Raw genomic sequence first — 26,120 nt, 5'->3', positions numbered from 1 at the left:
GTGACTATCCCGATGAAAATAAAGTGTAGTCGGCGTCACAAAAAGATGCGGTGTTACGGAATTTTCCGTAAAGTGCGGTAGTCTGAACTAGCAGATAAAAATCCTTCAGGAGAGAAGCCATGAAGTGGCAACAACGTGTTCGTGTCGCAACAGGTTTAAGTTGTTGGCAGATAATGTTGCATTTACTGGTCGTGGCCGTACTAGTGATGGGCTGGATGAGCGGCACGCTGGTGCGGGTTGGCTTAGGGCTATGTGTCCTGTACGGCGTCACCGTGCTGTCGATGTTGTTCCTGCAGCGCCACCATGAAGCGCGCTGGCGTGAGGTGGGTGATGTGCTCGAGGAGCTCACCACCACCTGGTATTTTGGTGCCGCGATGATCGTACTGTGGTTGCTGTCACGCGTGCTGCAAAACAACCTGCTGCTGGCCCTGGCCGGTCTGGTTATCCTTGCAGGGCCTGCGGTGGTCTCTTTACTGACTAAAGAGAAAAAGCTACGCAATGTTGCGTCTAAACATCGCGTAGGCCACTGACCCCGTCGTGGCCGCGATGATCAGTAGCGGCCACAAACTTCCCCAGACAATATCCAGACTCGCATCCTTGAGATAAATTTGTTTGGTGATATCCGTAAAGTGTCGAATCGGGTTTATCCACGTCAGGTTTTGCAGCCACACCGGCATATTCTCGACCGGGGAGACATAGCCTGAGAGCAAAATCGCCGGCATCATAAAGACGAACACCCCAATAAACGCCTGCTGCTGGGTCGAGCAGAGGGCCGAAATCAGCAGACCAAACCCCACAAGCGAGAGCCCGTAAATCACCATCGTGAAATAAAACAGCGCCAGCGAACCGGCAAAGGGGATCTGGTAGGCCCAAATCCCGATCCCCAGCACGATTGTGGCCTGGAAAGTGGCGACAATCAGCGCTGGAACCGCTTTACCGACGAAAATCTGCCAGGTGGCCAGCGGGGAGACCAGCAGTTGATCGAGCGTTCCTTGTTCGCGTTCGCGGGCCACGGACAGCGAGGTGACAATCATCACGCCGATGGTGGTGATCATCGCGATGAGCGACGGCACCACGAACCATTTGTAGTCCAGATTTGGGTTGTACCAGTTGCGCACCACCAGCGTGCTATTATTGGGTTTGGCTTTGCCCTCCATCAGCTCCTGCTGGTAATTTTTGACCACCTGCTGTAAATAGTTGGCCGCGATCTGGGCGCTGTTGGAGTTTCGCCCGTCGAGGATTAGCTGCATCGGCGCGGTGCGCAAAGTGTCCAGGTTGCGCGAGAAATCGGCCGGGAAACGCACCAGCAGCAACGCTTTTTGCGTGTCGATGGTGGGCTGGATCTCCTGCGGACTGTTCAGCAGCAAAATATGGGTAAAGGCTTTCGCCCGGGCAAAGCGCTGCGTCAGCTCGACGGAATGTTTGCCGTTGTCTTCGTTATAGATAGCGATGGTGGCGTTAGTCACCTCAAGCGTTGCGGCAAACGGGAACAGCAGCACCTGAATCAGCACCGGCAATACCAGAATGGCGCGGGTTTGTGGCTCTCGTAGCAGCGATTGCAGCTCTTTGCGTATCAACGTCCATAAGCGGTAAAACATACGCGCTCCTTAATCTAATCGCCGTTTGGTTTTCATCCATGTCAGCCCGATAAACATCACTGCCGATGCCATCAAAAACAGAATGTTGATAATCAACACCGCCGGAATATTCCCCGCCAGGAACAGGCTTTGTAGGGTGCTCACGAAGTAGCGCGCCGGAATAATGTAGGTCACGGCGCGGATCACCGCAGGCATGCTGTCTATCTGGAAGATAAAGCCGGACAGCATTATCGAGGGTAAAAACGCGGCGTTGAGCGCCACCTGGGCGGCGTTAAACTGGTTACGGGTTATGGTGGAGATGAGCAGCCCCATCCCCAGCGTGCTGAGTAAAAACAGGCTGGTGATGAAAAACAACAGCACCAGCGAGCCGCGATAGGGCACGCCGAGGATAAATACCGAGACCAGCATGCACAGCAGCATCGCCAGCATGCCGAGGAAGTAATAGGGGATCAGCTTACAGAGCAGCAGCTCAACGCGTGTCACTTCGGTGGAAAGTAACGCTTCCATGGTGCCGCGCTCCCATTCGCGGGCAATCACCAGCGAGGTCAGGATCGCGCCAATCACCGTCATGATGATGGTAACCGCACCTGGAATAATGAAATGCTGGCTAATGGCGGCAGGGTTGAACCAGTAGCGTGTCTGCACGTCAATCAGTGGTTCAAACGATTCGCCCCTGTCTTCGGCACGCTGCATCTGCCAGAGCTGCCAGATACCTTCCACGTAACCCTGAACGAAGTTAGCGGTATTGGGTTCGCTACCGTCGGTAATCACCTGAATGGGGGCATCGGCTTTTGCACGGGCCATATTGGCCGCAAAAACCACCGGGATCACCACCAGCCCGCGAATTTTCCCGGCCTGCATCTTTTGGATCAGTTCCTGGCGATTATCGCTGATGGTGGCGTCAATATAAGGTGATCCGGTCATGGCATGGGTAAAATCCAGCGCCTCTTCGCTCTGTTGTTCCAGCAGTATCCCCACCCTGAGCTTACTGGAGTCGAGGTTAATGCCGTAGCCAAAGATGAACAGCAGCAGCAGGGGGATCACCACGGCTATCAGCCAACTGCTGGGGTCTCGCACAATCTGGCGCGTCTCTTTATTGCACAGCGCGCGCACCCTGCGCCATGAAATGGCATTACTGCGCATTGGCATGCTCCTTATCCCAGTCCTGGATGAGGGTGATAAACGCCTGCTCCATGGTTGGGTCCGGTACGTCCTGGTCTGCGGCCTGCATTTTCAGGTCGTCCGGCGTACCGTGGGCGATGATTTTGCCGCGATAGACCAGCCCGATACGATCGCAATACTCGGCTTCATCCATAAAGTGGGTTGTCACCATCACCGTAACGCCTTTTTCCACCATGCTGTTGATATGCAACCAAAACTCACGGCGGGTAAGCGGGTCAACACCGGATGTCGGCTCATCCAGAAACAGAATATCGGGCTCATGCATCAGCGAGCATGCCAGCGCCAGCCGCTGTTTAAAGCCGAGTGGCAGTGAATCTGTGGCGTGTGAGGCAATGTTGGTCAGGCCGAACGCGTTACTCATCCGGCTGATTTTCTCGTTCTGCGCCCGCCCGCGCAGACCGTACACGCCGGAGAAAAAACGCAGGTTCTGCTCGACCGTCAGGTTGCCGTACAGCGAGAATTTTTGTGCCATATAGCCCAGATGCTGACGCGCTTTGCCGGAACTGACTTTTAAGTCCATATCCAGCACCAGCGCCTTGCCGGAGGTGGGGACCAGCAGGCCGCACATCATTTTGAAGGTCGTGGATTTCCCGGCGCCGTTTGGCCCGAGCAGACCAAAAATCTCACCGCGTTTTACCGCGAAGTTGACGTTATCGGTGGCGGCAAACTCACCAAATTTTTTGGTCAGGGATTTCGCTTCGATTACCGTTTCCCCCCGGCGTCCCCTCTACCCTGTGCAGTATGGCCGCCAGCGGCGATTCCGAAGTGCCTGCGCCGCCAAGCAGATCGATAAACGCATCCTCAAAACGGGGAGACGTTTCTGCTATCTCAATTTCAGGCATCCCTCCGGCATGACGAATGTCGTCAGCGGTGGCCTCTTTTTTGAGGATCACCCGCACCGAGCGGCCCTGAATCATGCCGTCGCTAACCTGCGGCAGTTTCAGCACCCGCTGCAGCAGCTTGCGGTTGGAGGCCTGCGGGCTATGCAGCAAAAAACTGCGTCCGGCCATGCTTTGCGTCAGCGTCGTCGGCTCGCCCTGATAGAGCAGTTCGCCTTCATTCATCAGCAGCACATCGCGGCACTGTTCCGCTTCATCAAGGTAAGAGGTGCTCCAGAGGATCAGCATCCCGTCACCCGCCAGTTCGTGCACCATTTGCCATAGCTCGCGGCGCGAGATAGGGTCAACGCCGACCCCCGGCTCATCCAGCAGCAGGACTTTCGGCTCGCCGACCAGCGTGCAGGCCAGTCCCAGCTTTTGTTTCATCCCGCCGGAGAGCTTACCCGCCAGCCGATCGGTAAAGGGGCCAAGTGACGTGAACTCCAGCAAACGGGCGAAGGTTTTTTGTCGGGTTTCACCGGTCACGCTGCGCAGGTCGGCGTAAAGATTCAGGTTTTCCATCACCGTTAAATCTTCATACAGACCAAATTTCTGCGGCATATAGCCCAGCATGGCATGCAGCGCGCCGTCGTCTTTTATCGGATCAAGGCCGAGTACGCTGGCGGTACCTTCATCCGGCTTGAGTAAGCCCGCCAGCATGCGCATCAGTGTGGTTTTGCCGGCACCGTCGGGGCCGACCAGCCCGGTCACATAGCCCTTATGAAGCGTACAGTTGAGCGGGGCTACGGCCGGTTTGTCCATTCCGGTGAAGCGCTTTACCAGATTATTGAGTTGAATAACCGCGTCATTCATGTCGTTCCCCGTCGTTGAATTTTACGGTAACCGGCATGCCCTGGCGCAGGGCGTCATCCGCATCGGTTACGATGATGCGCAGGCGATAGACCAGGTCGGTACGCAGATCCGGCGTTTCAACGGTTTTAGGGGTGAACTCGGCGGTGGGCGAGACAAAGCCCACTTTGCCGTGATACGGCTTATCCGGACGGCCGTCGGTGTAGAGCAACAGCTCGCGGCCTGGCTGCATCTGGCCGAGATTCGGCTCATCAATGTAGGCGCGGACCCACACCGGACGGGTCAGCGACAGCGTCAGGACGGTGCTGCCCGCGCTTAACATGCTGCCCGGCTCCACGGCGCGGGTCAGTAGTGTGCCGTCGGACGGGGCAATCAGCACGGTGTCGTGCAGATCCAGTTGCGCCTGGGCCAGTTGCGCCTGCGCCTGTTCAAGGCTGGCTTTGGCCTGGGCAATATCCTGCGGGCGGTTACCGGTATGGTACTGGCTTAATTTATCCTGTGCGGATTTCAGCGTGGCCTGGGCCTGGTCGCGCGAGGATCGCGCATTTTCCAGGTCGTTAGCAGAAACAGTACGGCTTTTCCACAGCCCCTGCTGACGCGCATAAAAGTTTTGCGCATAGTCATAGGCCGCCTGCGCCTGTTTAACCGCGGCCGCGGCCTGGGCGATCTCTTCGTCGCGATAGCCTGCCAGCATCAGGTCATACTGCGCCTGGGCGACGGACACCCCTGCTTTTGCCTGCATCAACGCATTCTCGAACGGGGTTTTATCCAGCATACCCAGCGTCTGCCCGCTTTTAATGGCATCGCCTTCGTCAACGCTCAGCGACGCCAGACGGCCCCCCACGCGGAAGCTGATGTTGACGGTTCGAATATCGACGTTGCCGTACAGCGTCAGGCCCTTGACCTGCTGGCCCTGATACCACAGCCAGCCGCCAATCCCGGCAGCAAGTAAAACAACAACCACCAGAATGATGGCAACAGGTTTTTTCATGACTTCAGGCTCCTTAGCGTTAAGCCCTGCAGGATCAGATCGACATGACAGGTGATGACCTGGCTAATCTGTGCGGCTTTTTCCTCATCAAAGTGTATCCAGCCGGTGCGCAGCAGGATGGTTTCCCGCCCCAGACGGAAGGCGAGCACTTCACCCAGCAGAGCGTGGGTATGCAAAACAGTCTCTGTGTCATTCGCCTCGCGTCCGGTATAGGCCGCGATAAGCCGGGTCAGGTGCGAGTGCATTGGGTCAATCACCTGTTCGTGAACCCGCTGGTAGGCGGCCGTGGGCGAGAGCTGCTCGCGTGAGATAAACTTACTCAGGCTCAGCGTATCGTCGTGCGTCAGCAGGCGGATCATATTATGGCAGGCGTTGAGGATAAGCTGACGGATGGCGTCGCGATCGGGTTCAGGCTGGCTGAACAGCACGGTAGCTTCTTCCACGTGCAGGCGAAAATGGGTGCCGATAAAATCCGCTATCCACTGGGCGCAGGCGAGGTACAGATCCTCTTTTGACCCGAAATAGTATGTAATGGCCGCAATATTTTGCCCGGCCTGCGCGGCGATATCACGCGTGGTGGCATGCAGGCCGTACTCGCCAAACTGAGCCAGGGCGGCGGCAATAAGCTGGCTTTTTGCCTGTTCGCCTTTAGAGGTTGTCGGGGTCGTATTCATAGAATTTCTGAAAATTAATCAATCGATTGATTAACATTATGCACAGATCGCGATTTTGTCCAGTTAGCGCATCGCGTGAAAAGGGGCCGTTGAAGGATATTTTATGCGTCACATCACAAAATCTGCTACACTGCGCAACTTCACGACATTGTGGTTTTTGTCCTCTCCTATTCGTTATATCTCCCTGAAAACTACACCTGTGATGGTCGGGGCGGTTCGGAGTTTTTATGTCTTTTGATTCCCTTGGCCTGAACCCGGAAATTCTGCGTGCCATCGCAGAACAGGGCTACCTTGAGCCAACCCCAATCCAGAAACAGGCCATTCCTGCGGTGTTGCAGGGCCGTGACCTGATGGCCAGCGCCCAGACGGGCACCGGCAAAACCGCCGGTTTTACCCTGCCGTTGCTGGAACTGCTGGTAAAAAAAGAGCCGCATGCGAAGGGCCGTCGCCCGGTGCGTGCGCTGATCCTGACGCCAACCCGTGAGCTGGCAGCACAAATCGGGGAGAACGTGCGTGAGTATAGCCGCTACCTCAACATCCGTTCGCTGGTGGTCTTCGGCGGGGTTAGCATCAACCCGCAGATGATGAAGCTGCGCAGTGGCGTTGACGTGTTAGTGGCGACGCCGGGGCGTTTGCTGGACCTGGAACACCAGAACGCGGTTAAGCTGGATCAGGTTGAAATTCTGGTTCTTGATGAAGCAGACCGCATGCTGGACATGGGATTTATCCACGACATTCGCCGCGTACTGACCAGGCTGCCTGCGAAACGTCAGAACCTGCTATTCTCTGCCACCTTCTCGGATGAGATCAAAGGCCTGGCAGAAAAACTGCTGCGTAATCCGCTGGAAATTGAGGTGGCGCGCCGCAATACCGCTTCTGAGCAGGTGAGCCAGCACGTTCACTTTGTGGATAAAAAGCGCAAGCGGGAACTGCTGTCCCAGATGATCGGCGAGGGTAACTGGCAGCAGGTGCTGGTCTTTACCCGTACCAAGCACGGCGCTAACCACCTTGCTGAACAACTGAACAAAGATGGCATTCGCAGTGCGGCTATTCATGGCAACAAAAGCCAGGGCGCCCGTACTCGCGCATTAGCCGATTTTAAATCCGGCGATATTCGCGTGCTGGTGGCAACCGACATTGCGGCGCGCGGTCTGGACATTGAAGAGCTGCCGCACGTGGTGAACTATGAGTTGCCAAACGTACCGGAAGATTACGTTCACCGTATCGGCCGTACCGGTCGCGCGGCGGCAACCGGTGAAGCGCTGTCTCTGGTCTGTGTCGATGAGCACAAGCTGCTGCACGATATCCAACGTCTGTTGAAGAAAGAGATCCCGCGTATTGCTCTGGAAGGATATGAAGTAGACCAATCTATCAAAGCCGAGCCGATTCAAAACGGTCGCCAGGGCGGCGGACGTGGTCAGGGTGGCGGTGGTCGTGGTCAGCAGCCGCGTCGTGCCGAAGGTGGCGCACCGAAATCCTCGGGCAAACCGCCGCGTCGTAACAGCGACAGCAAACCGGCCGGTGAAAACCCGTGGCGCAGCGGCGAGGGTAAACCCGCCGGGGAAGGGCAGCGTCGACGCCGTCCGCGCAAACCTGCCAGTTCGCAGTAATCTGGAAGCCCGGTCGTAAAGCCGGGCTTTTCTTTTTGCGGCAGCAAAGAGAAAGTGCCACAATAGTGGCTGTTTATACAGTATTTCAGGTTTTCCGATGGCTTTAACCGCGGCGCTGAAAGCGCAAATTGGTGCCTGGTATAAGGCACTGCAACAGCAGATCCCCGACTTTATCCCCCGAGCCCCGCAGCGGCAGATGATTGCCGATGTCGCTAAAACGCTCGCCGGGGACGACGGGCGCCATCTGGCGATTGAAGCCCCAACGGGCGTCGGTAAGACCCTTTCGTATCTGATCCCCGGCATTGCCATTGCGCGGGAAGAACAAAAGACGCTGGTGGTCAGCACCGCTAACGTGGCGCTGCAGGATCAGATCTTCAGTAAAGATCTGCCGCTGCTGCGCAAAATTATCCCAGACCTGCGCTTTACCGCCGCGTTTGGCCGCGGGCGTTATGTCTGCCCGCGTAATCTGGCGGCGCTCGCCAGCAGTGAACCGTCCCAGCAGGATTTACTGGCGTTTCTGGATGATGAACTCACCCCTAATAATAAAGCCGAACAGGAACAGTGCGCGAAGCTAAAGGGCGATCTTGATGGCTATAAGTGGGACGGACTGCGCGACCACACCAGCCAGGCGATCCCGGACGAGCTCTGGCGCAGGCTCAGCACCGATAAAGCCAGCTGCCTGAACCGCAACTGTCACTATTACCGCGAGTGCCCGTTCTTTGTCGCGCGGCGTGAAATTCAGGAAGCGGAGGTGGTTGTCGCCAACCACGCGCTGGTAATGGCGGCCCTGGAGAGCGAAGCGGTGCTTCCGGAGCCGAAAAACCTGCTGCTGGTGCTGGATGAAGGCCATCACCTGCCAGATGTGGCGCGCGATGCGCTGGAGATGAGTGCTGAAATTACCGCTCCCTGGTTTCGCCTGCAGTTAGATCTCTTCTGCAAGCTGGTGGCAACCTGCATGGAGCAGTTTCGCCCCAAAAACCCGCCGCCGTTGGCGGTACCCGAGCGCCTGAGCGAACACTGCGAAGAGGTCTACAGCCTCATCTCTTCTCTCAATAACATCCTCAATCTCTATCTTCCTGCAGCCCTGGAAGCGGAACACCGCTTTGCAATGGGTGAATTGCCACCGGAGATAATGGCGATTTGCCAGCAACTGGCGAAGCATCTTGAGAAGCTGCGTGGGCTGGCGGAGATGTTCTTAAACGATCTCAGCGAGGAAAACCGGTTCGCATGACGTGGTGCGTTTGCACCGCGTTTTGTTGCAGATGAACCGCGCGCTGGGGATGTTCGAATCGCAAAGTAAGCTCTGGCGTCTGGCCGCTATGGCCCAGGCCTCCGGCGCGCCGGTCACCAAATGGGCAACCCGTGAAGCGAAAGACGGGCAGGCGCACCTCTTTTTCCACTGTGTGGGCATTCGCGTTGCTGATCAGTTGGAGAAGCTTATCTGGCGCAGCGTGCCGCATGTGGTAATGACGTCCGCGACGTTACGGTCCCTGAACAGTTTCTCCAGACTGCAGGAGATGAGCGGTCTGAAAGATAAAGCGGGCGACCGCTTTGTCGCGCTGGACTCGCCGTTTAACCACTGCGAGCAGGGCAAGCTGGTGATCCCGCGCATGAAGTATGCGCCGCTGATGGAAAACGAAGAGCAGCATATCGCTGAAATGGCGGCCTTTTTCCGCGAACAGCTCGAGAGCAAAAAATATCCGGGCATGCTGGTGTTATTCGCCAGCGGACGAGCGATGCAGCGCTTTCTGGAGCACGTTACCGATCTCCGTTTACTGCTGCTGGTGCAGGGCGATCAGCCCCGCTATCGGCTGGTAGAGTTGCATCGCAAGCGTATCGACAACGGCGAGCGCAGTGTGCTGGTGGGGCTACAGTCGTTTGCTGAAGGTCTGGATTTGAAAGGTGGCTACCTGACGCAGGTGCATATCCATAAAATTGCCTTTCCGCCCATCGATAGCCCGGTGGTGATCACCGAGGGGGAGTGGCTTAAAAGCCTAAATCGCTATCCCTTTGAGGTTCAGAGCCTGCCTGCGGCGTCGTTTAACCTGATTCAGCAGGTCGGACGTTTGATCCGAAGCCACGGTTGCTGGGGCGAGATTGTTATTTACGACAAGCGTCTGCTCACCAAAAGCTACGGTCAACGGTTGCTTAATGCCCTACCGGTGTTTCCCATTGAGCAGCCGGAGGTTCCGGAACTGCAACGAAAACCTGGCAAAACATCCTTCAGGCGATCCGGCTCAAGGAAATGAGTAGTCCTTGAACATTTATCAGCGCTATAGTGACGGTAACGTGTGTTCGGGAGAAATATCGTGGATTATCGCAAAATTATCAAAGAGGTAGGCCGTGGGAAAAACCACGCCCGCGATCTTGACCGGGAAACAGCCCGGGCGTTGTACACCCATATGCTTAACGGCGATGTCCCGGAACTTGAGCTGGGCGGGATCCTGATTGCGCTACGTATTAAGGGCGAAGGCGAGGCGGAAATGCGTGGCTTTTATGATGCCATGCAAGCGCAAACGTTGCGCCTGACGCCGCCTGCGGGCAGGGCGATGCCGGTGGTGATCCCCAGCTATAACGGCGCGCGCAAGCAGGCTAACCTGACGCCGCTGCTGGCTATTCTGTTGCATAAGCTCGGCTTTCCGGTAGTGGTACACGGCGTCAGTGAAGATCCTACCCGCGTCCTCACGGAAACTATTTTTGAGCTGCTGGGCATTGAACCAACCCTTCATGCCGGACAAGCCCAGGCGAAGCTGGACGGGCATCAGCCAGTCTATATTCCGGTTAAGGCGTTGTGTCCGCCACTGGAAAAACAGCTGGAAATGCGCTGGCGCATGGGGGTGCGAAACAGTGCCCATACGCTGGCGAAACTGGCGACGCCGTTTGCAGAAGACGCTGCTCTTCGCCTTTCCAGCGTCTCGCACCCGGAGTATGTCACGCGTGTCGGGACCTTCTTCGAAGAAATTGGCGGGCGAGCCCTTTTGATGCACGGAACTGAAGGAGAGGTTTACGCCAATCCGCAGCGCTGTCCGCAGCTCTTACTCATCGATTCCTCCGGCGCGCGTGCCGTGCTGGAACGTGGGAAAGAACATCGCGATCTTCTTCTGCCGCAGGCAAAAGATCCGCATACCACCGCCCGGTGGACAGAAGAGTGCCTGGCGGGCAATGTTCCTGTGCCAGACTCGATTAAGCGGCAGATGGCCTGCTGCATGCTGGCCGCGGGGCAAGTCGAAACGGTAGAGGCAGGAATGCAGCGCATTCAGCACGCTTTTTAGGTAAAAAAAGCCCGTCCGGTGGCGGACGGGCAAACAAAGGGTAACACAGGTCAATGAGGGTTGGAGCATCTCGCCAGAGGGTTTAGCGAGGGTAAAACATTTATGCAAACTGTTACTTATAGATAACCGCAGTACCGCTCATTTTGTTATTGCTGTTAGCGGAGGTAATGGTGTATCCACTTGCACCCGCTGCTGCTGCTTTCTCTGCCAGTTTTGCTTCCAGGCCGTCCAGCGTGGTTGCGCCTTCTGCACTGACCACACCGATTTTGTTCATGCTCTGCGCTTGTGCCGGAGAAACTGATTCTGCGGCAAATGCGCCAAAGGACAGAGCAGACAGGGCAACAGCGGCAACAGCATATTTGATGGTTTTCATAGTTTATCTCTCGCAGTTTATTCTGATTCAGGGACGTTGTTCCGTCGATGTGATAAGTATCACGTTTTTTTGCGGAAGATAAAATCGAAGAGAATTGACGTGGTTAATCAAAAAATTTGAATGACAAATAACATATTGAATATTAATAAATACACAACCTCTATTTACACTTCTTGTCGCTTCGCTTTACAGACGAGTAACCAAGCGCACATTTTGCTACGTGAATTAGAGAAATTCGTGAGCGTAAAGAAAACCGCTTGCGCGTTGATCTCAGGTAAAGGAAAGTCAACGTAACTGGCTATCTTTCGATCCTCTACGATTATATCCTGCTTGTGAGGTTTTTTTTGAATCTTTCTCCTGCTGGCAGCGAATGCATAACCGTACCCCAGGCATGGCCTTACGGCGTGCCTGGGCGATAGGCTCGCCGCACGTCTCGCATTCAGACAAACTTTCACCGTGCGGAATTTCACCCCTGGCCCGGGCTACCGCATCTTCAATTGTACTGTTGATTTGATCATTTACGGCATCATCATTCGCCCATCCAGAAGCCATAGCATTCTCCTCATGTTCAGTGACGTGTTTTTATAATATGGGGGGGAAACAGGGACAATCAAGCGGGATGGAAGCCACCGCATCTCGGCTACAGATGCGGCGCTATCTTTGCAGGGAACTCATTTATAGAGGGTGGCGGTACCAAACATGCGGTTATCGCCGCTGGCTGAGGTGACCACAATACCTTTAGCCCCTTGTTCACGCGCTTTTTCGGCAAGTTTGCTCTGGAGATCGTCCAGGTTTGCCGCGCCGGTAACAGAAACCGTGCCTGCCGGACGTAACTGACGGGTATCGGTGCTATCCGTCAGGCTCTGCACTGACCAGGCTGAAAACGACGCGGTTGCGAGGGTACCTGCAAAAACAGCAACAGTAAGATATTTTTTCATAATCACATCCTCTGGAGGAAACAACGGGTAATACCTCCTAAGTTTAGAAGCTTGTTGAGGGTGATTTAGCGCAAAAATTTGATGATCATCTGCTTATTTTTTGAACGATAAATACTGACAATTCATTTACAAATCATAGACATAAAGGTGATTGATTTGAGGGGCTTTTTCGAGCATTGCACAGAGATATTTACCGTTGGGCCTGCAAAGGGTATCTTACGCCGCTGTTTAAAGGAGAATGCCATGACTTCCCAAAAGCCGGGATTGCACCCGCGCAATCGCCACCGCAGTCGTTACGATATGCAGGCGCTGTGCCTGAGTTGCCCGGAACTTCAGAATTTTATCGTACAGACGCCGGGCGGTGAACCTTCGGTTAATTTTGCCGATCCACAGGCTGTTAAAACGTTGAATAGGGCGCTACTGGCCCACTACTACGGTGTGGCGCACTGGGACATTCCTGAAGGCTTCCTCTGCCCGCCGGTGCCGGGACGCGCGGATTATGTCCACCATCTCGCAGACCTGCTGGCTGAAGAGAACAATGGTATCCTCCCACAGCAGGCCACTGTGCTGGATATCGGTACGGGGGCGAACCTGATCTATCCGCTGATTGGCGCTCACGAGTACAACTGGCGTTTTACCGGAAGTGAAATTGGCTCAGAAGCCTTTTCCAGCGCCCAGGCTATCATCAGCGCGAACCCGGGCTTAAGCCGGGCGATCCGCTTACGTCGTCAGAAAGAGGCCCCGTCTATCTTCAACAGCATTATTCATAAAAACGAAAGCTACGATGCCACCATGTGTAACCCCCCGTTTCATGATTCGGCCGCCGCCGCGCGCGCGGGCAGCGAGCGCAAACGCCGTAACCTGGGCCAGGCGGAAGATGGGGCACTGAATTTCGGCGGTCAGCAGCATGAGCTATGGTGCGACGGCGGCGAAGTGGCGTTTATCCTGCGCATGATTGCGGAAAGTAAAGCCTTTGGCCGTCAGGTCAAATGGTTTACCACGCTGGTCTCTCGCGGTGATAACCTGCCGCCGCTATACCGGGCACTGACCGAGGCGGGTGCGGTAAAAGTGGTGAAAAAAGAGATGGCGCAGGGCCAAAAACAGAGCCGCTTTATCGGCTGGTCCTTCATGGATGATAACAAGCGCCGTAAATAAGCCCGGCCACTACCCGGATTATAACGTCGGTGCCTGTGGTGGTAGCGGCGTTGCCGGCGTCGGTAACACCTGGTACGTCTGTACCGGCATCCGCACGTCTGCCAGATCAAAGTGTTTTTTCACCATGCTGTCGAGGGCAAAGCGTACCGTCCACTGTTTCAGAGGCTGAGTGGTGAATGACACGCGCAAGGTAAACGCCGTATTCGTTAACCCCACAATGCCGGCATATGAAGGCTCCCCAATCACCAGACCGCGAATATCCTCCATCGCCATCAATTCTTCGACCGCGTCACGCAGCGCCTGTTTTGCTTTATCTGCATCTTCATGGCGATCAACATCGTAGTTGGCTACCACCGAACCAATGCCCCTGACAAAGTTGGCGAACGTCGTTATTGATGACCACGGAATGATATGGTACGCCCCGGTGTCCTGGCGCACGCCAACGGAGCGGATGGACATCCGTTCAACCGTACCGGTGAGTGGCCCAATGGTTACCAGGTCCCCGGTATTCATCCCGTTTTCAAACTGAATAAAGATGCCGGTGATAATGTCTTTCACCAGGGTTTGCGAACCGAAAGAGATAGCCAGCCCCAGCGCACCCGCACCCGCCAGCAGCGGCGCGATATTGACGCCGATTTCTGAGAGTACAATCATTATCGTAATGGTGCTGATGATGACCGCCAGCGCGTTGCGAAACAGCGTCAGTAACGTGCGAGCACGCGCGCTCGGCAGGGGCCGGCCGTGAATATCAGACACCAGGCGGTTCTCGATAAGGCTTGCCAGCAGCGTCCAGCCCACGGCGGAGAAGAAGAGGATCAGCGCAATACGAATTAAAATATCGACGGTCTTTTCACCAGCACCGTTGTGTAGCCAGTTCCAAAAATCAAATAATCCCCAGGCGTTCAGGAGCAACATAACTGCCACGCAGACGGTGAGAATGCGCGCCACCTTGAGCGATACCGACATCCAGCCGTTGACCCGTTTTTGCAACTCCGGGTAACTGTGCTGGACCGGCGCCGACAGGGTGATCGTTTTTGAGATCCAGCGGGAAAGCAGGCCAGAGACAAACGCCGCAATACCGATAATCGCCAGGCTTTTAAACGTCGCCCCCATCATAAATTTCAGGCTATTGCCGGGATCGAACAGGGAGAAGAAGCACAGCACAATAAAGTAAGCGCTCGCCAGCCAATGCCATACCAGCGCAAAAGCGCGAATAAACAGGCTAAAGAAGGAGAGAGAGCGGTCGGCAAGGTGTAACAACCCCTCGGTGATGGCTTTTTTATTATGGAAGATCAGGTACAGGGCCCAGACGGTAATACAGAGCATAATCAATACATTTGCCAGTGCGCCGAACTGCACGTTGACCTGATTGGAAATGATTGGCACCGCCACCAGCAAACCGTAACCAATCAGCCCGCTTAACACGCTAAGCCGTAAGGCCCAATATCTGGCGCTATCATCCTTGATGGCAAAAGGCCGTAATTCCGGCACGCGTGGGCAAAAGATCACCCGCAGCAACGCCTTAAAGAACTCAATCAGGGCAAAAGCATTAAGGAACAGCGCCTGCTGGAAGGCGATAGTTTTATTTCCGGCGTTAAGGCTGTCCGCCACCAGTTGACCGACAAACAGCGTCAGGGACAGCAGCAGTAAATCGATAATAAAAGCCCCTGTGATCATTGCGGGCAGATGTAGCCAGCTGCTCTTTTGCTGGTTCTTTTTTCGCCCCCAGTGGCCCATTTTTTTGTAGAACGGCCAGGCACACAGGCGTGCCAGCCAGTAAAAGATAAAGACTGCCCCGGCCAGCATCAAAAACTGTCTGGCGGCGGTTGAAAATGTCTGCGGATTGAACGGCTTGTGAGGCGAGCCAATCAGGTTGCGGTAGAGCTGGGCGAAGCGCGAGGAGAGGGCTTCGCCGTAGTGGCGGCCTACGTCGGTCACATTCTCCAGAACCGTTTTCTGCTCTTCAACCTCCGGCGGCGTAATGGTGGGCACCTTTTCCTGCGTCGGCGTGGCGGCGACTTTGCGCAGTTGACCAATCAACGCCTGGCGTGATGTCTCGTTCTCAAGGACATCAGCAAGGGCGGTGTAGGCTGCTTTTTTCTTTTCAACGTCCGGCTCGGCTGGCGTTGCTGTCTCCTGGGTGGCAGTCGTTCCGGTGGTGACACCGGGGATCGCCACGGCAAGCGAGGGCGCACTAAACAGGCAAAGTAACAACAGGATCCACGGCACGGCACTCTCCAGTGAAAATGTGCAACAAAATGATAAGTATAGAGGGCGAGGAGCGCGGGGGGATTTTTGGGAACAATCTGGCGTAAAAAAGCCGGGCATGCCCGGCTTGATGTGGAGAGGGCTGTCAGGAGACGTGCTGCAGAAACTCCTGCAGACGCTGGCTTGGCGGGTTGGCGATAAGCGCCTGCGGGTTACCGTCTTCTGCGATGCGGCCTTTATCAATGAAGATCAGCCGAGAGGCGACCTTCTCAGCAAAGCCGATTTCGTGCGTCACGATAACCATTGTCATCCCTTCCTCGGCCAGATCCTGCATGACTTTCAAGACTTCATGGCGCAACTCCGGGTCGAGCGCGGAGGTTGGTTCATCAAACAGCATCATCTTCGGCTTAACCGCCAGCGCGCGGGCAATGGCTACGCGCTGCTGCTGGCCACCTGAAAGCTCCGAGGGGTAGTGATGCGCACGTTCGGCCAGGCCGACCTTCGCCAGCAAGTCTTTCGCCAGCGCTTGCGCTGCCGCTTTGTTGGCGCCGCGCACGCGCAGCGGGCCAAACATCACGTTTTCCAGCGCCGTCAGGTGCGGGAAGAGATAGAACTGCTGGAACACCATGCCCGCTTCCTGACGAATCAGACGATCATCGACTTTCGGGTCATTGACCTTCAGACCGTCGACGATCAGCTCGCCGCTGGTTATCTCTTCCAGCTTGTTGATGCAGCGCAACAGCGTGGACTTACCGGAGCCGGATGGCCCGATAATCACCACCACTTCACCCTGTTTAACGTTCAAATCGATATTGTGCAGCACCTGGGTTGGACCAAAGTGCTTGGAAACGTTTTTAAATTCAATCACAGGATTTTCATCCTTCTTTCAAGACGACGCAGTACAAAGCTCAGAACCAGCGTGATTATCAGGTAGACAACGGCCACCGCACTCCAGATTTCCAGCGCACGGAAGTTGCCAGCAATAATCTCCTGGCCCTGGCGGGTCAGTTCAGCAACGCCGATTACAATAAACAGCGAGGTGTCTTTAATACTGATGATCCACTGGTTGCCCAGCGGTGGCAGCATGCGACGCAGCGCCAGCGGCAGAATCACGTGGCGGATGGTTTCGCGACGAGAAAGGCCCAATGCCAGACCGGCTTCGCTGAAACCTTTATGAATCGACAGGACCGCGCCACGGGTAATTTCCGCGATATAAGCTCCCGAGTTGATCATAATGGTCACGACGGCGGCGCTGAACGGGTCAATGCGCAGGTCGTTAAAGGCCATTGGCAGGGCGAAGTAAATGAACATGACCTGTACGACAATCGGCGTGCCGCGGATCACTTCGATGAAAACCAGTGCGATGTGGTTGGCAATCCAGCCGCCGTAGGTGCGGGCGAAACCGGCGACAAGACCGATGATCAACCCGCCAACCAGACCGAGGACCGAAATCCACAGGGTCATTTTGGCGCCTTCAAGCAACAGAGGAATGGCTGGCCAGATGGCGCTCCAGTCAAACTGCATGATGTATTCCTGTATACCGTGATGAGAACAAAAAATTAGCCAGAGGGATGACTAAAATTGTAGGCCCGGTAGGCGCAAGCGCCGCCGGGCTTTACAGTACCTGATCGATCAGGCTGAATTATTTTGGCTCAGTACCGAACCATTTTTTGTAGATGTCGTTGTAGGTGCCATTCTCTTTCAGGGTTTTCAGCGCGCCGTTAACCCTGGTGCGCAGATCGTCGCTGCCTTTCGGGAACGCGATACCGTACTGCTGAGCTTCCAGAGAATCACCTACTGCTTTGAACTTGCCGTTACCCGCTGTCTTAATGAAGTAGAGGATATTCGGGGTGTCGTGCAGTACCGCGTCAGCGCGGTTGGTGCCCAGTTCCATATAGGCGTTATCGATGTTAGGGAACTGGCGCAGGTTTTTGGTTTTGATATTTGCTTTCGCGTAGTCAACAGAGCCAGTGCCACCCTTCACCGCAACCACTTTGCCGTCGAGGTCTTTCACGCTTTTGATGTCGTTGTTATCGGCTTTAACCATCACCAGCAGGCCGCTTTTGTAGTAGCCGTCAGAGAAGTCGATCGCTTTTTTACGCTCGTCAGTAATGGTGATGCCTGCGAGCGCCAGGTCCACGTTTTTGGTTTGCAGCGCCGGGATGATGCCGCTGAAATCCATAGGCTTCAGGGTGTAATCCAGTTTGAGTTCTTTAGCGATAGCGGCCCACAGGTCTACGTCAAAACCAACGTATTTATCACCTTGTTTAAATTCAAACGGAACGAACGCCGTGTCCGTCGCCACAACAAGTTTGTCGGCGGCTTGTGAAGACACCGCAAAAGCCAGGGTAAGTGCAGCCAGTGAAACGTTAAATACAGACTTCATAGCATTTCCTTTTATATCCACGGGGCGATCCCCTGCGAGAACGACAGGCAGCATGAAAAAATCGTGCCAACTTTACAACCTGTTGTTTTGCATAGGGGAGGATGTCACGCATTGCACAATAAACAGAGCAAGGATCTTTTATTGCACCATGATGGAGCACCGTTTTGGTGCACATCGTTATGGGTCGCTGACAATCGGGTATTTAGCGCATATTTTGACGGAAAAACAATCTTCCGTTAACGGTTGTGTGAGGTAATTATTACATTTTGCTCACTTTCGCAGGCGTGCAGGTGAAAACTGCGCACCATAAATGTGCAAAACCCCCGCCGGAGCGAGGGTTTGAGGAAACATCGGAAGGAATTATTCGATGTTAGACTCGATGAACCACAGGAATTGATCCAGGTCGCGAGAAGCAGCGGTGAGAATATCTGCTGTATCTTCATCTTTGACTTCGCCGATGGCTTTACGGACATCGTTGGCGACGATTGCGTAACGGTCAGCCAGCTCTTTCAGGTGATCCTGAACGCTATGGATATCCAGCGGGTAGCTTTTCAATGGCGTTTTGCTGTTGATCACCTGCGTGGTACCCAGCGCGACTCCGCCTAACTGTACGGCACGCTCGGCCATGGTATCAAGGTGGGTCACCAGTGCTGTGCGGAAGCCGTCAAGCATTTCATGAACGGCAATAAAGTTTGCACCGCGCATATTCCAGTGGGCCTGTTTGGTGATCAGCGAAAGATCGATGAACTGGATCACCTGGCGATTCAGCAACTCAATGGTCGCTTTCTTATCGCTATCCGATACATCGTTACGGGTATAAAGCAGATTAGACGCTTTCGTTTTCACCAGTTTAGCGGTACTCATAATCTCATATCCTCTTGATGTTAGTGTCCCAGGTAATTACGGGATTCAGTATAGCACCAAATTTTTGCCTGCGGTTTGGTGGCGCCTATTGGTTTAATAGCGTCAAGGTTGTTGAATTTATAACTGTATGATTTTTATATGTATGATTGAATATGATGCAGAGCAATCTTAATTTACTTTACGCTCTGCTGGTACAGAGGCTATTTAAGAAACAACCCATCACCTGTAAGTAAATATTATTAAGCCCGAAATGGCCTTTATTCTGCATGGCCGTTAAGCCATGCAGAAGCGGCGGCATTAATTGATGTCGACTTTTTGTACTTTTGGCTCCGGGCGCATTGTCAATGTTGATCCCATAGAGGCCACGATGATGGAGCAGAGCGCCAGCGTCTGGGTCAGCGTTAAGGTCTCCCCCAGAAACACCATGCCAGAAACGGCGGCCAGGGCGGGCTCCATGCTCATCAGCGTGCCAAAGATACGCGTCGGCAGGCGGGTGAGGGCAATCATCTCCAGAGAGTAGGGGAGAGCCGTAGAGAGGATCGCAACGGCGAGCCCTACCGGCAGAATCGACCATTGCCAGATGGAATCTGTCGCCTGCGCCATACCGACTGGCACAAAGATAATGGCGGCAATCAACGAACCCAGCGCGACGGTCGCCGGGCCGTGTTCTTCCCCGGCGCGCTGCCCGGAAAGAATATAAATCGCCCAGCAGGCTCCAGCGCCCAGCGCCAGTGCGGCCCCCGTCAGGTCGATATGCGAGACATCCTGGCCCAGCGGGAGTAAAAACCACAGCCCGAGAACGGCCAGCACGACCCAGATAAAATCCACCGGGCGGCGGGAAGAAAAGAGCGCCACCGCCAGCGGGCCGGTAAACTCAAGCGCAACGGCGATCCCCAGTGGGATGGTCTGGATAGAGAGATAGAACAGATAGTTCATTCCACCCAGCGATAGCCCGTAAAACAGCAGCGGCGCGCGCTGTTCCTTTTTGAAGCGTAAACGCCACGGTTTGAAAATGACCACCAGGATAGCGGTGCCCAGCGCGATACGCAGCGCGGTAACACCAGGAGCGCCCACCAGCGGGGAAAAGCGATTTTGCCAGCGAGGCACCGCTTTGAATGGAGAGCATGGCAATCAGTATTATAGCAACCGGCATCCAGACCGGCGTTTTGCGGGATAACCCTGGCATCCTTTCTCCTGTCAATTTATGTCAGGCAACGTAAAAGCAGCAGTGTAATGTAAATATGCTGCAACGGTTGAGTCGCCGTTGAAAAAAAACGCGGTTAAATGCGTAGAATGGTAAAGCTTTGGTGGATTTCGCAGCGTTCAGTTTAGGAATAATCTGGATGAATGCGGTGCCATTGACGCGCAAAATCAGCATTTAAAAGAGGAAAATCTGCGAGATTTTAGAGAGATAGCTGATGTTGGAAATATTTTGTTACAGGAAAAATTTCATTAGACATTACTATTCTCAAAGAGTTTCAAAAGATTTTTTGATATATTTAAAACTTACGGACTTACTTGAAGCACATTTGAGGTGGTTATGAAAAAAATTGCATGTCTTTCAGCACTGGCTGTTGTTATGGCCGTTTCCGCAGGTACCGCAGTAGCTGCTACTTCTACCGTTACTGGTGGTTACGCTCAGAGCGACTATCAGGGCGTGATGAACAAAGCTAGCGGTTTCAACCTGAAGTATCGTTACGAGCAGGATAACAACCCGCTGGGCGTGATCGGTTCTTTCACCTACACCGAAAAAAATGATTCTGATAACGGCCTGTACAACAAAGCTCAATATTACGGCGTCACTGCAGGTCCTGCTTTCCGTCTGAACGACTGGGCAAGCATCTACGGTGTTGTGGGTGTTGGCTACGGTAAAACCCAGCAGACGGCTAACGATTCTGCTGACCGCACTGCAAGCACCAGCGACTACGGCTTCTCTTATGGCGCTGGTCTGCAGTTCAACCCAATCGAAAACGTTGCTCTGGACTTCTCCTATGAGCAGAGCCGTATCCGCAGCGTTGACGTTGGCACCTGGATCGCAGGCGTAGGTTACCGCTTCTAATCACTTCGGTGAGCTCATAAAAATCCGCCCAACGTGGCGGATTTTTTTTGCTGTTTATCCCGTTTTTTTTACTGAGAAGCACCCACGGACTACTGGTTGTTAACATCAAACACATCCATCCCAAGATGAGTGTAGTCAACTTTCTGTAATTTAAAGTTGGTAATATAAGCCCGGGGAGCTTTCTTATCCGAGATAAATGGGTAATCATTTTTTATCTGCCTGGCAGAAATCCCCGTCCACTGCGAGAAGAACTGCAGGAAATCATTGGCTGAACGACGCGCTTTGATAATGCGATGCCGTTTGTCATTACTCGACAGCACCATAAACGGCACCTGAAAGTTCTGCTGGAATTGGTCATCGTGCGCCAGATATTGCACCTCTTTACCGCGCTCTTTAAAGACCAGACCGTGATCGGAGAAATAGACCAGCGAGAATGTGACGCCCGTATTGCGAAGCTGGGCGTACAGCTTGCTTAGCAGATCGTCGGTTTGGGTCATGGTGTAGAGGTAGCAAGAGGTCTCTTTGGACTGCACAAACTCTGCGTATTTTCCCTGGGTACGATCGCATGCCTGCGGGTGTGACCCCATCAAGTGCAGGATAATCAGCTGCGGCTGGGTGCGCTGAGTGGCGAAGACCTGCGCGGTCATCTTCAGCAACGCTTCATCTTTGGTGTTTTTATCGGCTTCAAAATCACCGTTTTTCAGGAACTGCACTTCGTCAGCCCGTTTAGCGATGCTGGCGATCGCCGTATCGTATTCACCAATTTGTCCCTGATTGGAAAACCACCACGTCTGGAAACCGGCGCGGTTTGCCAGCGTAACAACGTTATCCTGATACTGCGGCTTACCGTCGACGACGCGGTTAAGCGTAAGACCGAGTGATTTCTGCGTAGAGCCGCTGGCTGCGATGTAATCCGTAAACAGCGTGCCGTTGACCGAACTGGCAAACGGCGTGTTATTCCAGTGGCCGCCAAAAGCACCCAGCGCATCCCGGCGCGCGCTTTCGCCGATCACCATCACATAGATATGGTATTTCGGTTTCACCGCCAGTACCGTCCAGGTGTCTTTCATCGTGGAAAGCTCGGCCATACGGCTCTGTTCGTCCAGCACTTCCTGGTTATTGACCACCACGTCTTTCACAAAGCGGAATACCGGGTAGCCCGTATCTTTTAGCCTGAAAACGCCACCCCAGGCCAGATTTTGCACCGGCGCCACAAAGAAGGTCGCCACGCTGAACGCCAGGCACAGGCTTTCAATTTTTCTCCACGCTTTTTTCTCTTCTGCTTTGCGACGAACCGCAATGACGCCAGTGACGAAGATAAAGAGGCCAACAACGTAGTTGTACCACGGGAAGATGGTCAGGATCTCCGTTGACTCTTCCATATTGGTCGAGTGCAGCGCCAGCAGGGTATTAAAGTTGGGGGCGCCGTAAGCCTGGCTGAACGGGAAGTAGAGGGCCGCGATGAGAGAGCAGGCCCCGAGAAACGCTTTTTGCACGCCCGGCGCGTTTCGCCACAGTAAATGCAGAATGCAGGTGAAGGCAACGGCGTAGAGCAGGCTAAATGGATAGCCGAGCGCAAAGTTAATCAATAACGATTGCAGAAAGTAGAACCCCGTCCACGGGTTCAAGGCCCGACTGCGGGTCACAACGGTGTCGATCAGGGTTAAATTCATAGGTCACTATCATGCATGAAAACGCCATGTGCTCACCCTGGCGCCAAGGGTCATAACCTGCCTGACAGTGCGTGGAGAGGGCATGAGGGTCCGCTTCAGCGAGCCGCAAATTGTGCAGGGCTGCAAGAAGATAGTGCGAGCGCGAAATAAGGTCAACAGAAGTTAAACGTATGTTTTGCGAGAGGGATTACAAATCCGTGAAAAAGATCGGGGATCAGGCGGCGAGAGGCCAGTTTACAGAGGACATGTGACGCAAAGATGAAGCGGCGTACCGCGACGCCGCTTAGTGAGATGAATTATCCTCCTGCTGCGATTTGTGAGTAAACATATCGCACAGCATGTTCAACAGCATTAATCGTACTTTAAAAGGAGAGTGAGTAAACACGGCCATACACCTCTTGAATTCATTCATTGGACCTCCTGATATTTGATCCCTTCGATCCATGAAGGGTGACTGCATTACATACAGATATAGCACAGGCTATATTGTATAGCTACGGCTAATTCGTTAATTTTTTGTGCTTGCAGAGCTATGGTTTACACTGTGCGCTCCGTTACAGGGCGCTGGAAGCGTCACCCCCACTGAGGAACCACAATGAACCGTCGCGCAGGTAAGCCAACAACAAAAAAAACGACGCAACTGGTGAATGTTGAAGAGCATGTCGAAGGATTCCGCCAGGTACGTGAAGCGCACCGGCGCGAGCTGATTGATGACTATGTGGAACTGATTTCCGATTTAATTCGTGAAGTCGGCGAGGCGCGTCAGGTAGATATGGCCGCGCGCCTTGGGGTGTCTCAGCCTACCGTCGCCAAGATGTTAAAGCGTCTTGCCTCGGTGGGGTTGATCGAAATGATCCCCTGGCGCGGCGTATTTCTCACGGCACAAGGGGAGAAGCTGGCCCAGGAGAGCCGCGAGCGTCATCAGATTGTTGAAAACTTTTTGCTGGTGCTGGGCGTAAGCCAGGAGATCGCCCGCCGGGACGCGGAAGGGATGGAACACCACGTCAGTGAAGAGACGCTGGTGAAATTCCGTGAATTTACTCTCAAGTACGGGCCTGCTGCTGAATGACAATCCCTGGATTGCGGGCGCTGGCTGGCGATCGCTTTTTTCATCTGTTACTTATTATTGGCGCAGGGTTAAGCTTCTTTGTGCCCTTTGCCCCTCACGACTGGCCCGCCGCCATTGACTGGCGCACGATTATTACCCTGAGCGGGCTGATGATGCTCACCAAAGGGGTGGAACTGAGCGGGTATTTTGACGTGCTGGGGCGCAAAATGGTGCGTCGGTTTGCCACCGAGCGCAGGCTTTCACTGTTTATGGTGCTGGCGGCGGCGGTGCTGTCGACCTTCCTGACCAACGATGTGGCGTTGTTCATCATCGTGCCGCTCACGCTTACGCTGCGTAAGCTGTGCGAGATCCCGGTATCCTGGCTCATCATCTTCGAAGCCCTGGCCGTGAACGCCGGTTCCCTTTTGACCCCCATCGGCAACCCGCAAAATATCCTTCTCTGGGGACGCTCCGGGCTGTCCTTCGCGGCTTTTACCTGGCAGATGGCGCCGCTGGCGCTGGTGATAATGATGTCGCTACTGGTAGTTTGCTGGTTCGCATTCCCGGATAAAAAACTGCATTACCATAGCGGCAGCACCGGCCCGCAGTGGCAGCCCCATCTGGTCTGGAGCTGCCTCGCGCTTTACATCGTCTTTCTTGCCGCGCTTGAGTTGAAGGTTGAGCTTGTCGGCGTGCTGCTGGTGGCGGCAGGCTTCCTGGTGCTGGCAAGACGCGTGTTGATAAGCGTGGACTGGACGCTATTGCTGGTATTTGTGGCGATGTTTATCGATGTGCATTTACTCATTCAGCTACCGGTTTTGCAAACCGTTCTGCACGGCGTCAGCGGGCTTTCACAGCCTGAATTGTGGCTGACGGCGATAGGCCTTTCACAGTTTATCAGTAACGTCCCGTCCACGATTTTGCTGCTCAATTATGTTCCCGCTAACATGCTGCTGGCGTGGGCGGTCAATATTGGCGGCTTCGGGCTGCTGCCAGGGTCGCTTGCGAACCTGATTGCCCTGCGCATGGCTAACGACCGCCGCATCTGGTGGCGCTTCCATCTCTGGTCGATCCCGATGCTGTTATGGGCCGCGTCAGTCGGTTACGGACTATTTCTTCTCATTTAGTGCGCTATTTGTCCGTTTTCCTGTAAATGTACAAACGTCCTGGCTTTAGTGAACGGCATAGCGTGATGCCGCTCACTGACAGGACCGCTGCCACTGGCCAGAAAGTTCGAAGGGCTTCTTTCCTGGCTCTCCAGCGTGAAGGTGGCGCGTGCCCAGCAGAGCGCGCGCGATCTGGATTACCCCGTCTTTGGCGACGCCCCGTGCGGATAAAGATTCAGAGATTTGGGCAAGAAACGGACAGGAACAGCACATTCGCAATGGCTGTGGGGCGGGTATAACTAATGGATACCCAATCGACATGCGAGGAGTACCTTATGCGTTATCAAAAACTGGGCAACACCGGTCTGTTTGTGTCTGAGCTGTGCCTTGGCACCATGACCTTCGGCGGCGAAGGCGGTATGTGGGGTAAGATTGGTCAGCTACAGCAGAGCGAAGCCGAGCAACTGGTGGGCCGCGCACTGGATGCCGGGATTAACTTCATCGACACTGCTGACGTCTATTCCGAAGGGCGTGCGGAGGAGATCGTCGGCCAGGCGCTGAAAAACCTGAAAATTCCGCGTGAAAAAGGTGGTTGTCGCCACCAAAGTCTTTGGCGAAACGGGGACCGCTGGAGTGAACTCGCGCGGCAGCTCGCGTTATCACATTATCAGCAGCGTGAAGGAGACGTGGAGGTGATGCGCACCATTGCTGAGAGCAAGGGCGTGTCGGTAGCACAAATTGCGCTGGCGTGGCTGCTGCATCAAAAAGCGGTAACCAGCGTAATTATTGGCGCAAAACGCGTCGATCAACTGGATGATAATATTGCTGCAACGGATGTCCGCTTAAGCGAGGAAGAGCGTAAACAGTTGGATGCTGTCAGCGCCTTACCGCGCGAATATCCGGGCTGGATGCTGGAGCGGCAGGGCGAGTATCGTCGTGGTCAATTAGCCAATCAATAATCCTCTTTTCCCGGCAGCCCCTGACGAATGGCGGCGATAATTGCGCTGTCCTGCGCCATCAAAAAACAGGCCTATTGTCAGCGTCACCTGCTGTGAAGAGTCATTTTTTGGCCCAGGTGCAGGGGAAGGCACGATAATACAGTTTTGTCCTGCCAGACAGCCGCATTTGATTTCTGAGTTATGAATGACTTCCCAGGCGCCGTCAATAACGAAATCCGGTATCCACCTCACCCGGTTTTTTCCTGTCCATCTCACAAAAAACGATCCTTCTCTTTGCTTGATTTTGCATCCTCACTTATATGACTAGTCATGAATATTAAATGACTAGTCATATAG

General features: G+C 54.3%; 23 protein-coding genes and 3 pseudogenes. 9 read left to right on the top strand and 17 right to left on the bottom strand.

Annotated features, from left to right (window positions below; genetic code table 11):
• Positions 1–119 precede the first annotated feature (119 nt).
• Positions 120–530, top strand: a complete 411-nt coding sequence (locus tag NL510_RS15790; RefSeq protein WP_253378061.1) for a YbhQ family protein — start codon at positions 120–122, stop codon at positions 528–530.
• Here NL510_RS15790 and NL510_RS15785 read toward each other — a convergent pair.
• The 5 genes and pseudogenes from NL510_RS15785 to cecR form a co-directional block, all read right to left on the bottom strand.
• A complete protein-coding gene (locus NL510_RS15785; protein ID WP_253378060.1) occupies positions 492–1,598 on the bottom strand; it encodes an ABC transporter permease in 1,107 nt (368 codons plus the stop codon). The two genes, NL510_RS15790 and NL510_RS15785, sit on opposite strands and share 39 nt — an antisense overlap.
• 9 nt (positions 1,599–1,607) lie before the next feature.
• On the bottom strand, positions 1,608–2,741 hold the full coding sequence (locus NL510_RS15780) for an ABC transporter permease (RefSeq protein WP_253378059.1): 1,134 nt from the start codon (positions 2,739–2,741) through the stop codon (positions 1,608–1,610).
• Positions 2,731–4,471 (bottom strand): annotated as a pseudogene (locus NL510_RS15775) (ATP-binding cassette domain-containing protein). The gene NL510_RS15780 and the pseudogene NL510_RS15775 overlap by 11 nt, the downstream one beginning before the upstream one ends.
• On the bottom strand, positions 4,464–5,459 hold the full coding sequence (gene hlyD / locus NL510_RS15770) for a secretion protein HlyD (protein WP_253378058.1): 996 nt from the start codon (positions 5,457–5,459) through the stop codon (positions 4,464–4,466). Before hlyD ends, NL510_RS15775 begins: the two are co-directional and overlap by 8 nt.
• The gene (gene cecR, locus NL510_RS15765) at positions 5,456–6,133 is read right to left on the bottom strand and encodes a transcriptional regulator CecR (RefSeq protein ID WP_253378057.1); all 678 of its coding nucleotides are present in this window, start codon (positions 6,131–6,133) and stop codon (positions 5,456–5,458) included. Before cecR ends, hlyD begins: the two co-directional genes overlap by 4 nt.
• 227 nt (positions 6,134–6,360) lie before the next feature.
• Between cecR and rhlE the strand changes: the two genes are divergently transcribed.
• The 3 genes and pseudogenes from rhlE to ybiB all read left to right on the top strand — a co-directional run bounded on the left by rhlE (position 6,361) and on the right by ybiB (position 11,015).
• The gene (gene rhlE, locus NL510_RS15760; protein ID WP_253378056.1) at positions 6,361–7,743 is read left to right on the top strand and encodes an ATP-dependent RNA helicase RhlE; all 1,383 of its coding nucleotides are present in this window, start codon (positions 6,361–6,363) and stop codon (positions 7,741–7,743) included.
• Positions 7,744–7,840: 97 nt separating this feature from the next.
• Positions 7,841–9,992 (top strand): annotated as a pseudogene (dinG, locus tag NL510_RS15755) (ATP-dependent DNA helicase DinG).
• A 60-nt stretch (positions 9,993–10,052) separates the two neighbouring features.
• Positions 10,053–11,015 carry a DNA-binding protein YbiB gene (gene ybiB / locus NL510_RS15750; protein WP_253378055.1) on the top strand — a complete coding sequence of 321 codons (963 nt, stop codon included), beginning with the start codon at positions 10,053–10,055 and terminating at the stop codon, positions 11,013–11,015.
• Positions 11,016–11,127: 112 nt separating this feature from the next.
• Here ybiB and ybiJ read toward each other — a convergent pair whose 3' ends face one another.
• The 3 genes from ybiJ to mcbA form a co-directional block, all read right to left on the bottom strand.
• Positions 11,128–11,388 (bottom strand): DUF1471 family protein YbiJ, encoded by a 261-nt coding sequence (gene ybiJ / locus NL510_RS15745; RefSeq protein ID WP_253378054.1) that lies wholly within the window; start codon positions 11,386–11,388, stop codon positions 11,128–11,130.
• A 285-nt stretch (positions 11,389–11,673) separates the two neighbouring features.
• Positions 11,674–11,940 carry a DksA/TraR family C4-type zinc finger protein gene (locus NL510_RS15740; RefSeq protein ID WP_253378053.1) on the bottom strand — a complete coding sequence of 89 codons (267 nt, stop codon included), beginning with the start codon at positions 11,938–11,940 and terminating at the stop codon, positions 11,674–11,676.
• 119 nt (positions 11,941–12,059) lie between these two features.
• Positions 12,060–12,326, bottom strand: coding sequence for a DUF1471 family periplasmic protein McbA (mcbA, locus tag NL510_RS15735; RefSeq protein WP_253378052.1), 267 nt, complete (start codon positions 12,324–12,326; stop codon positions 12,060–12,062).
• A gap of 243 nt (positions 12,327–12,569) precedes the next feature.
• Here mcbA and rlmF point away from each other — a divergent pair, with 243 nt between their 5' ends.
• Positions 12,570–13,481 carry a 23S rRNA (adenine(1618)-N(6))-methyltransferase RlmF gene (gene rlmF / locus NL510_RS15730; RefSeq protein ID WP_253378051.1) on the top strand — a complete coding sequence of 304 codons (912 nt, stop codon included), beginning with the start codon at positions 12,570–12,572 and terminating at the stop codon, positions 13,479–13,481.
• A gap of 18 nt (positions 13,482–13,499) precedes the next feature.
• Here the strand turns inward: rlmF and ybiO are convergent, their stop codons facing one another.
• From ybiO to rhtA, 6 genes and pseudogenes are all read right to left on the bottom strand, one after another.
• Positions 13,500–15,710, bottom strand: coding sequence for a mechanosensitive channel protein (gene ybiO, locus NL510_RS15725; protein WP_253378050.1), 2,211 nt, complete (start codon positions 15,708–15,710; stop codon positions 13,500–13,502).
• 124 nt (positions 15,711–15,834) lie between these two features.
• On the bottom strand, positions 15,835–16,557 hold the full coding sequence (glnQ, locus tag NL510_RS15720) for a glutamine ABC transporter ATP-binding protein GlnQ (RefSeq protein WP_253378049.1): 723 nt from the start codon (positions 16,555–16,557) through the stop codon (positions 15,835–15,837).
• Positions 16,554–17,213, bottom strand: a complete 660-nt coding sequence (glnP, locus tag NL510_RS15715; RefSeq protein WP_010428919.1) for a glutamine ABC transporter permease GlnP — start codon at positions 17,211–17,213, stop codon at positions 16,554–16,556. Before glnP ends, glnQ begins: the two co-directional genes overlap by 4 nt.
• A 118-nt stretch (positions 17,214–17,331) precedes the next feature.
• Complete coding sequence (gene glnH / locus NL510_RS15710; RefSeq protein ID WP_253378048.1) at positions 17,332–18,075, bottom strand: glutamine ABC transporter substrate-binding protein GlnH; 744 nt, start codon at positions 18,073–18,075, stop codon at positions 17,332–17,334.
• A 360-nt stretch (positions 18,076–18,435) separates the two neighbouring features.
• Positions 18,436–18,939 (bottom strand): DNA starvation/stationary phase protection protein Dps, encoded by a 504-nt coding sequence (dps, locus tag NL510_RS15705; protein WP_253378047.1) that lies wholly within the window; start codon positions 18,937–18,939, stop codon positions 18,436–18,438.
• A gap of 297 nt (positions 18,940–19,236) precedes the next feature.
• Positions 19,237–20,125, bottom strand: a pseudogene (gene rhtA / locus NL510_RS15700) (threonine/homoserine exporter RhtA).
• Positions 20,126–20,479: 354 nt separating this feature from the next.
• Between rhtA and ompX the strand changes: the two are divergent.
• The gene (ompX, locus tag NL510_RS15695) at positions 20,480–20,998 is read left to right on the top strand and encodes an outer membrane protein OmpX (RefSeq protein ID WP_253378046.1); all 519 of its coding nucleotides are present in this window, start codon (positions 20,480–20,482) and stop codon (positions 20,996–20,998) included.
• Between the two features lie 89 nt (positions 20,999–21,087).
• On the opposite strand, the gene NL510_RS15690 is transcribed toward ompX, so the two are convergent.
• Both NL510_RS15690 and mntS read right to left on the bottom strand, forming a co-directional pair.
• A complete protein-coding gene (locus NL510_RS15690) occupies positions 21,088–22,671 on the bottom strand; it encodes a phosphoethanolamine transferase (protein ID WP_253378045.1) in 1,584 nt (527 codons plus the stop codon).
• 283 nt (positions 22,672–22,954) lie between these two features.
• Positions 22,955–23,083, bottom strand: a complete 129-nt coding sequence (gene mntS, locus NL510_RS15685; protein WP_253378044.1) for a manganase accumulation protein MntS — start codon at positions 23,081–23,083, stop codon at positions 22,955–22,957.
• 183 nt (positions 23,084–23,266) lie between these two features.
• Between mntS and mntR the strand changes: the two genes are divergently transcribed.
• The 3 genes from mntR to NL510_RS15670 all read left to right on the top strand — a co-directional run bounded on the left by mntR (position 23,267) and on the right by NL510_RS15670 (position 25,784).
• Positions 23,267–23,740 carry a manganese-binding transcriptional regulator MntR gene (gene mntR / locus NL510_RS15680; RefSeq protein WP_253378043.1) on the top strand — a complete coding sequence of 158 codons (474 nt, stop codon included), beginning with the start codon at positions 23,267–23,269 and terminating at the stop codon, positions 23,738–23,740.
• On the top strand, positions 23,737–24,846 hold the full coding sequence (locus NL510_RS15675) for an anion transporter (protein ID WP_253378042.1): 1,110 nt from the start codon (positions 23,737–23,739) through the stop codon (positions 24,844–24,846). The genes mntR and NL510_RS15675 overlap by 4 nt, the downstream gene beginning before the upstream one ends.
• Positions 24,847–25,160: 314 nt before the next feature.
• Positions 25,161–25,784 carry an aldo/keto reductase gene (locus NL510_RS15670; protein WP_301308568.1) on the top strand — a complete coding sequence of 208 codons (624 nt, stop codon included), beginning with the start codon at positions 25,161–25,163 and terminating at the stop codon, positions 25,782–25,784.
• On the opposite strand, the gene NL510_RS15665 is transcribed toward NL510_RS15670, so the two are convergent.
• Positions 25,770–26,015 (bottom strand): hypothetical protein, encoded by a 246-nt coding sequence (locus NL510_RS15665; protein WP_253378041.1) that lies wholly within the window; start codon positions 26,013–26,015, stop codon positions 25,770–25,772. The two genes, NL510_RS15670 and NL510_RS15665, sit on opposite strands and share 15 nt — an antisense overlap.
• Positions 26,016–26,120 lie beyond the last annotated feature (105 nt).

Source organism: unidentified bacterial endosymbiont, assembly GCF_918797525.1.
Lineage (GTDB): Bacteria > Pseudomonadota > Gammaproteobacteria > Enterobacterales > Enterobacteriaceae > Enterobacter.
The sequence above is the reverse complement of the archived record's forward strand: the minus strand, read 5'-3'. Positions and strand labels throughout refer to the sequence as shown.

Excerpts from the sequence above, each read along its gene's own strand:
- mcbA (WP_253378052.1), bottom strand. The coding sequence starts at position 12,326 with ATGAAAAAATATCTTACTGTTGCTGTTTTTGCAGGTACCCTCGCAACC.
- glnH (WP_253378048.1), bottom strand. The coding sequence starts at position 18,075 with ATGAAGTCTGTATTTAACGTTTCACTGGCTGCACTTACCCTGGCTTTT.
- mntS (WP_253378044.1), bottom strand. The coding sequence starts at position 23,083 with ATGAATGAATTCAAGAGGTGTATGGCCGTGTTTACTCACTCTCCTTTT.
- NL510_RS15785 (WP_253378060.1), bottom strand. The coding sequence starts at position 1,598 with ATGTTTTACCGCTTATGGACGTTGATACGCAAAGAGCTGCAATCGCTG.
- rhlE (WP_253378056.1), top strand. The coding sequence starts at position 6,361 with ATGTCTTTTGATTCCCTTGGCCTGAACCCGGAAATTCTGCGTGCCATC.
- NL510_RS15690 (WP_253378045.1), bottom strand. The coding sequence starts at position 22,671 with ATGAATTTAACCCTGATCGACACCGTTGTGACCCGCAGTCGGGCCTTG.
- NL510_RS15670 (WP_301308568.1), top strand. The coding sequence starts at position 25,161 with ATGCGTTATCAAAAACTGGGCAACACCGGTCTGTTTGTGTCTGAGCTG.
- hlyD (WP_253378058.1), bottom strand. The coding sequence starts at position 5,459 with ATGAAAAAACCTGTTGCCATCATTCTGGTGGTTGTTGTTTTACTTGCT.
- NL510_RS15675 (WP_253378042.1), top strand. The coding sequence starts at position 23,737 with ATGACAATCCCTGGATTGCGGGCGCTGGCTGGCGATCGCTTTTTTCAT.
- cecR (WP_253378057.1), bottom strand. The coding sequence starts at position 6,133 with ATGAATACGACCCCGACAACCTCTAAAGGCGAACAGGCAAAAAGCCAG.
- ybiJ (WP_253378054.1), bottom strand. The coding sequence starts at position 11,388 with ATGAAAACCATCAAATATGCTGTTGCCGCTGTTGCCCTGTCTGCTCTG.
- glnP (WP_010428919.1), bottom strand. The coding sequence starts at position 17,213 with ATGCAGTTTGACTGGAGCGCCATCTGGCCAGCCATTCCTCTGTTGCTT.
- rlmF (WP_253378051.1), top strand. The coding sequence starts at position 12,570 with ATGACTTCCCAAAAGCCGGGATTGCACCCGCGCAATCGCCACCGCAGT.
- dps (WP_253378047.1), bottom strand. The coding sequence starts at position 18,939 with ATGAGTACCGCTAAACTGGTGAAAACGAAAGCGTCTAATCTGCTTTAT.
- mntR (WP_253378043.1), top strand. The coding sequence starts at position 23,267 with ATGAACCGTCGCGCAGGTAAGCCAACAACAAAAAAAACGACGCAACTG.
- ompX (WP_253378046.1), top strand. The coding sequence starts at position 20,480 with ATGAAAAAAATTGCATGTCTTTCAGCACTGGCTGTTGTTATGGCCGTT.
- NL510_RS15740 (WP_253378053.1), bottom strand. The coding sequence starts at position 11,940 with ATGGCTTCTGGATGGGCGAATGATGATGCCGTAAATGATCAAATCAAC.
- NL510_RS15790 (WP_253378061.1), top strand. The coding sequence starts at position 120 with ATGAAGTGGCAACAACGTGTTCGTGTCGCAACAGGTTTAAGTTGTTGG.
- NL510_RS15780 (WP_253378059.1), bottom strand. The coding sequence starts at position 2,741 with ATGCGCAGTAATGCCATTTCATGGCGCAGGGTGCGCGCGCTGTGCAAT.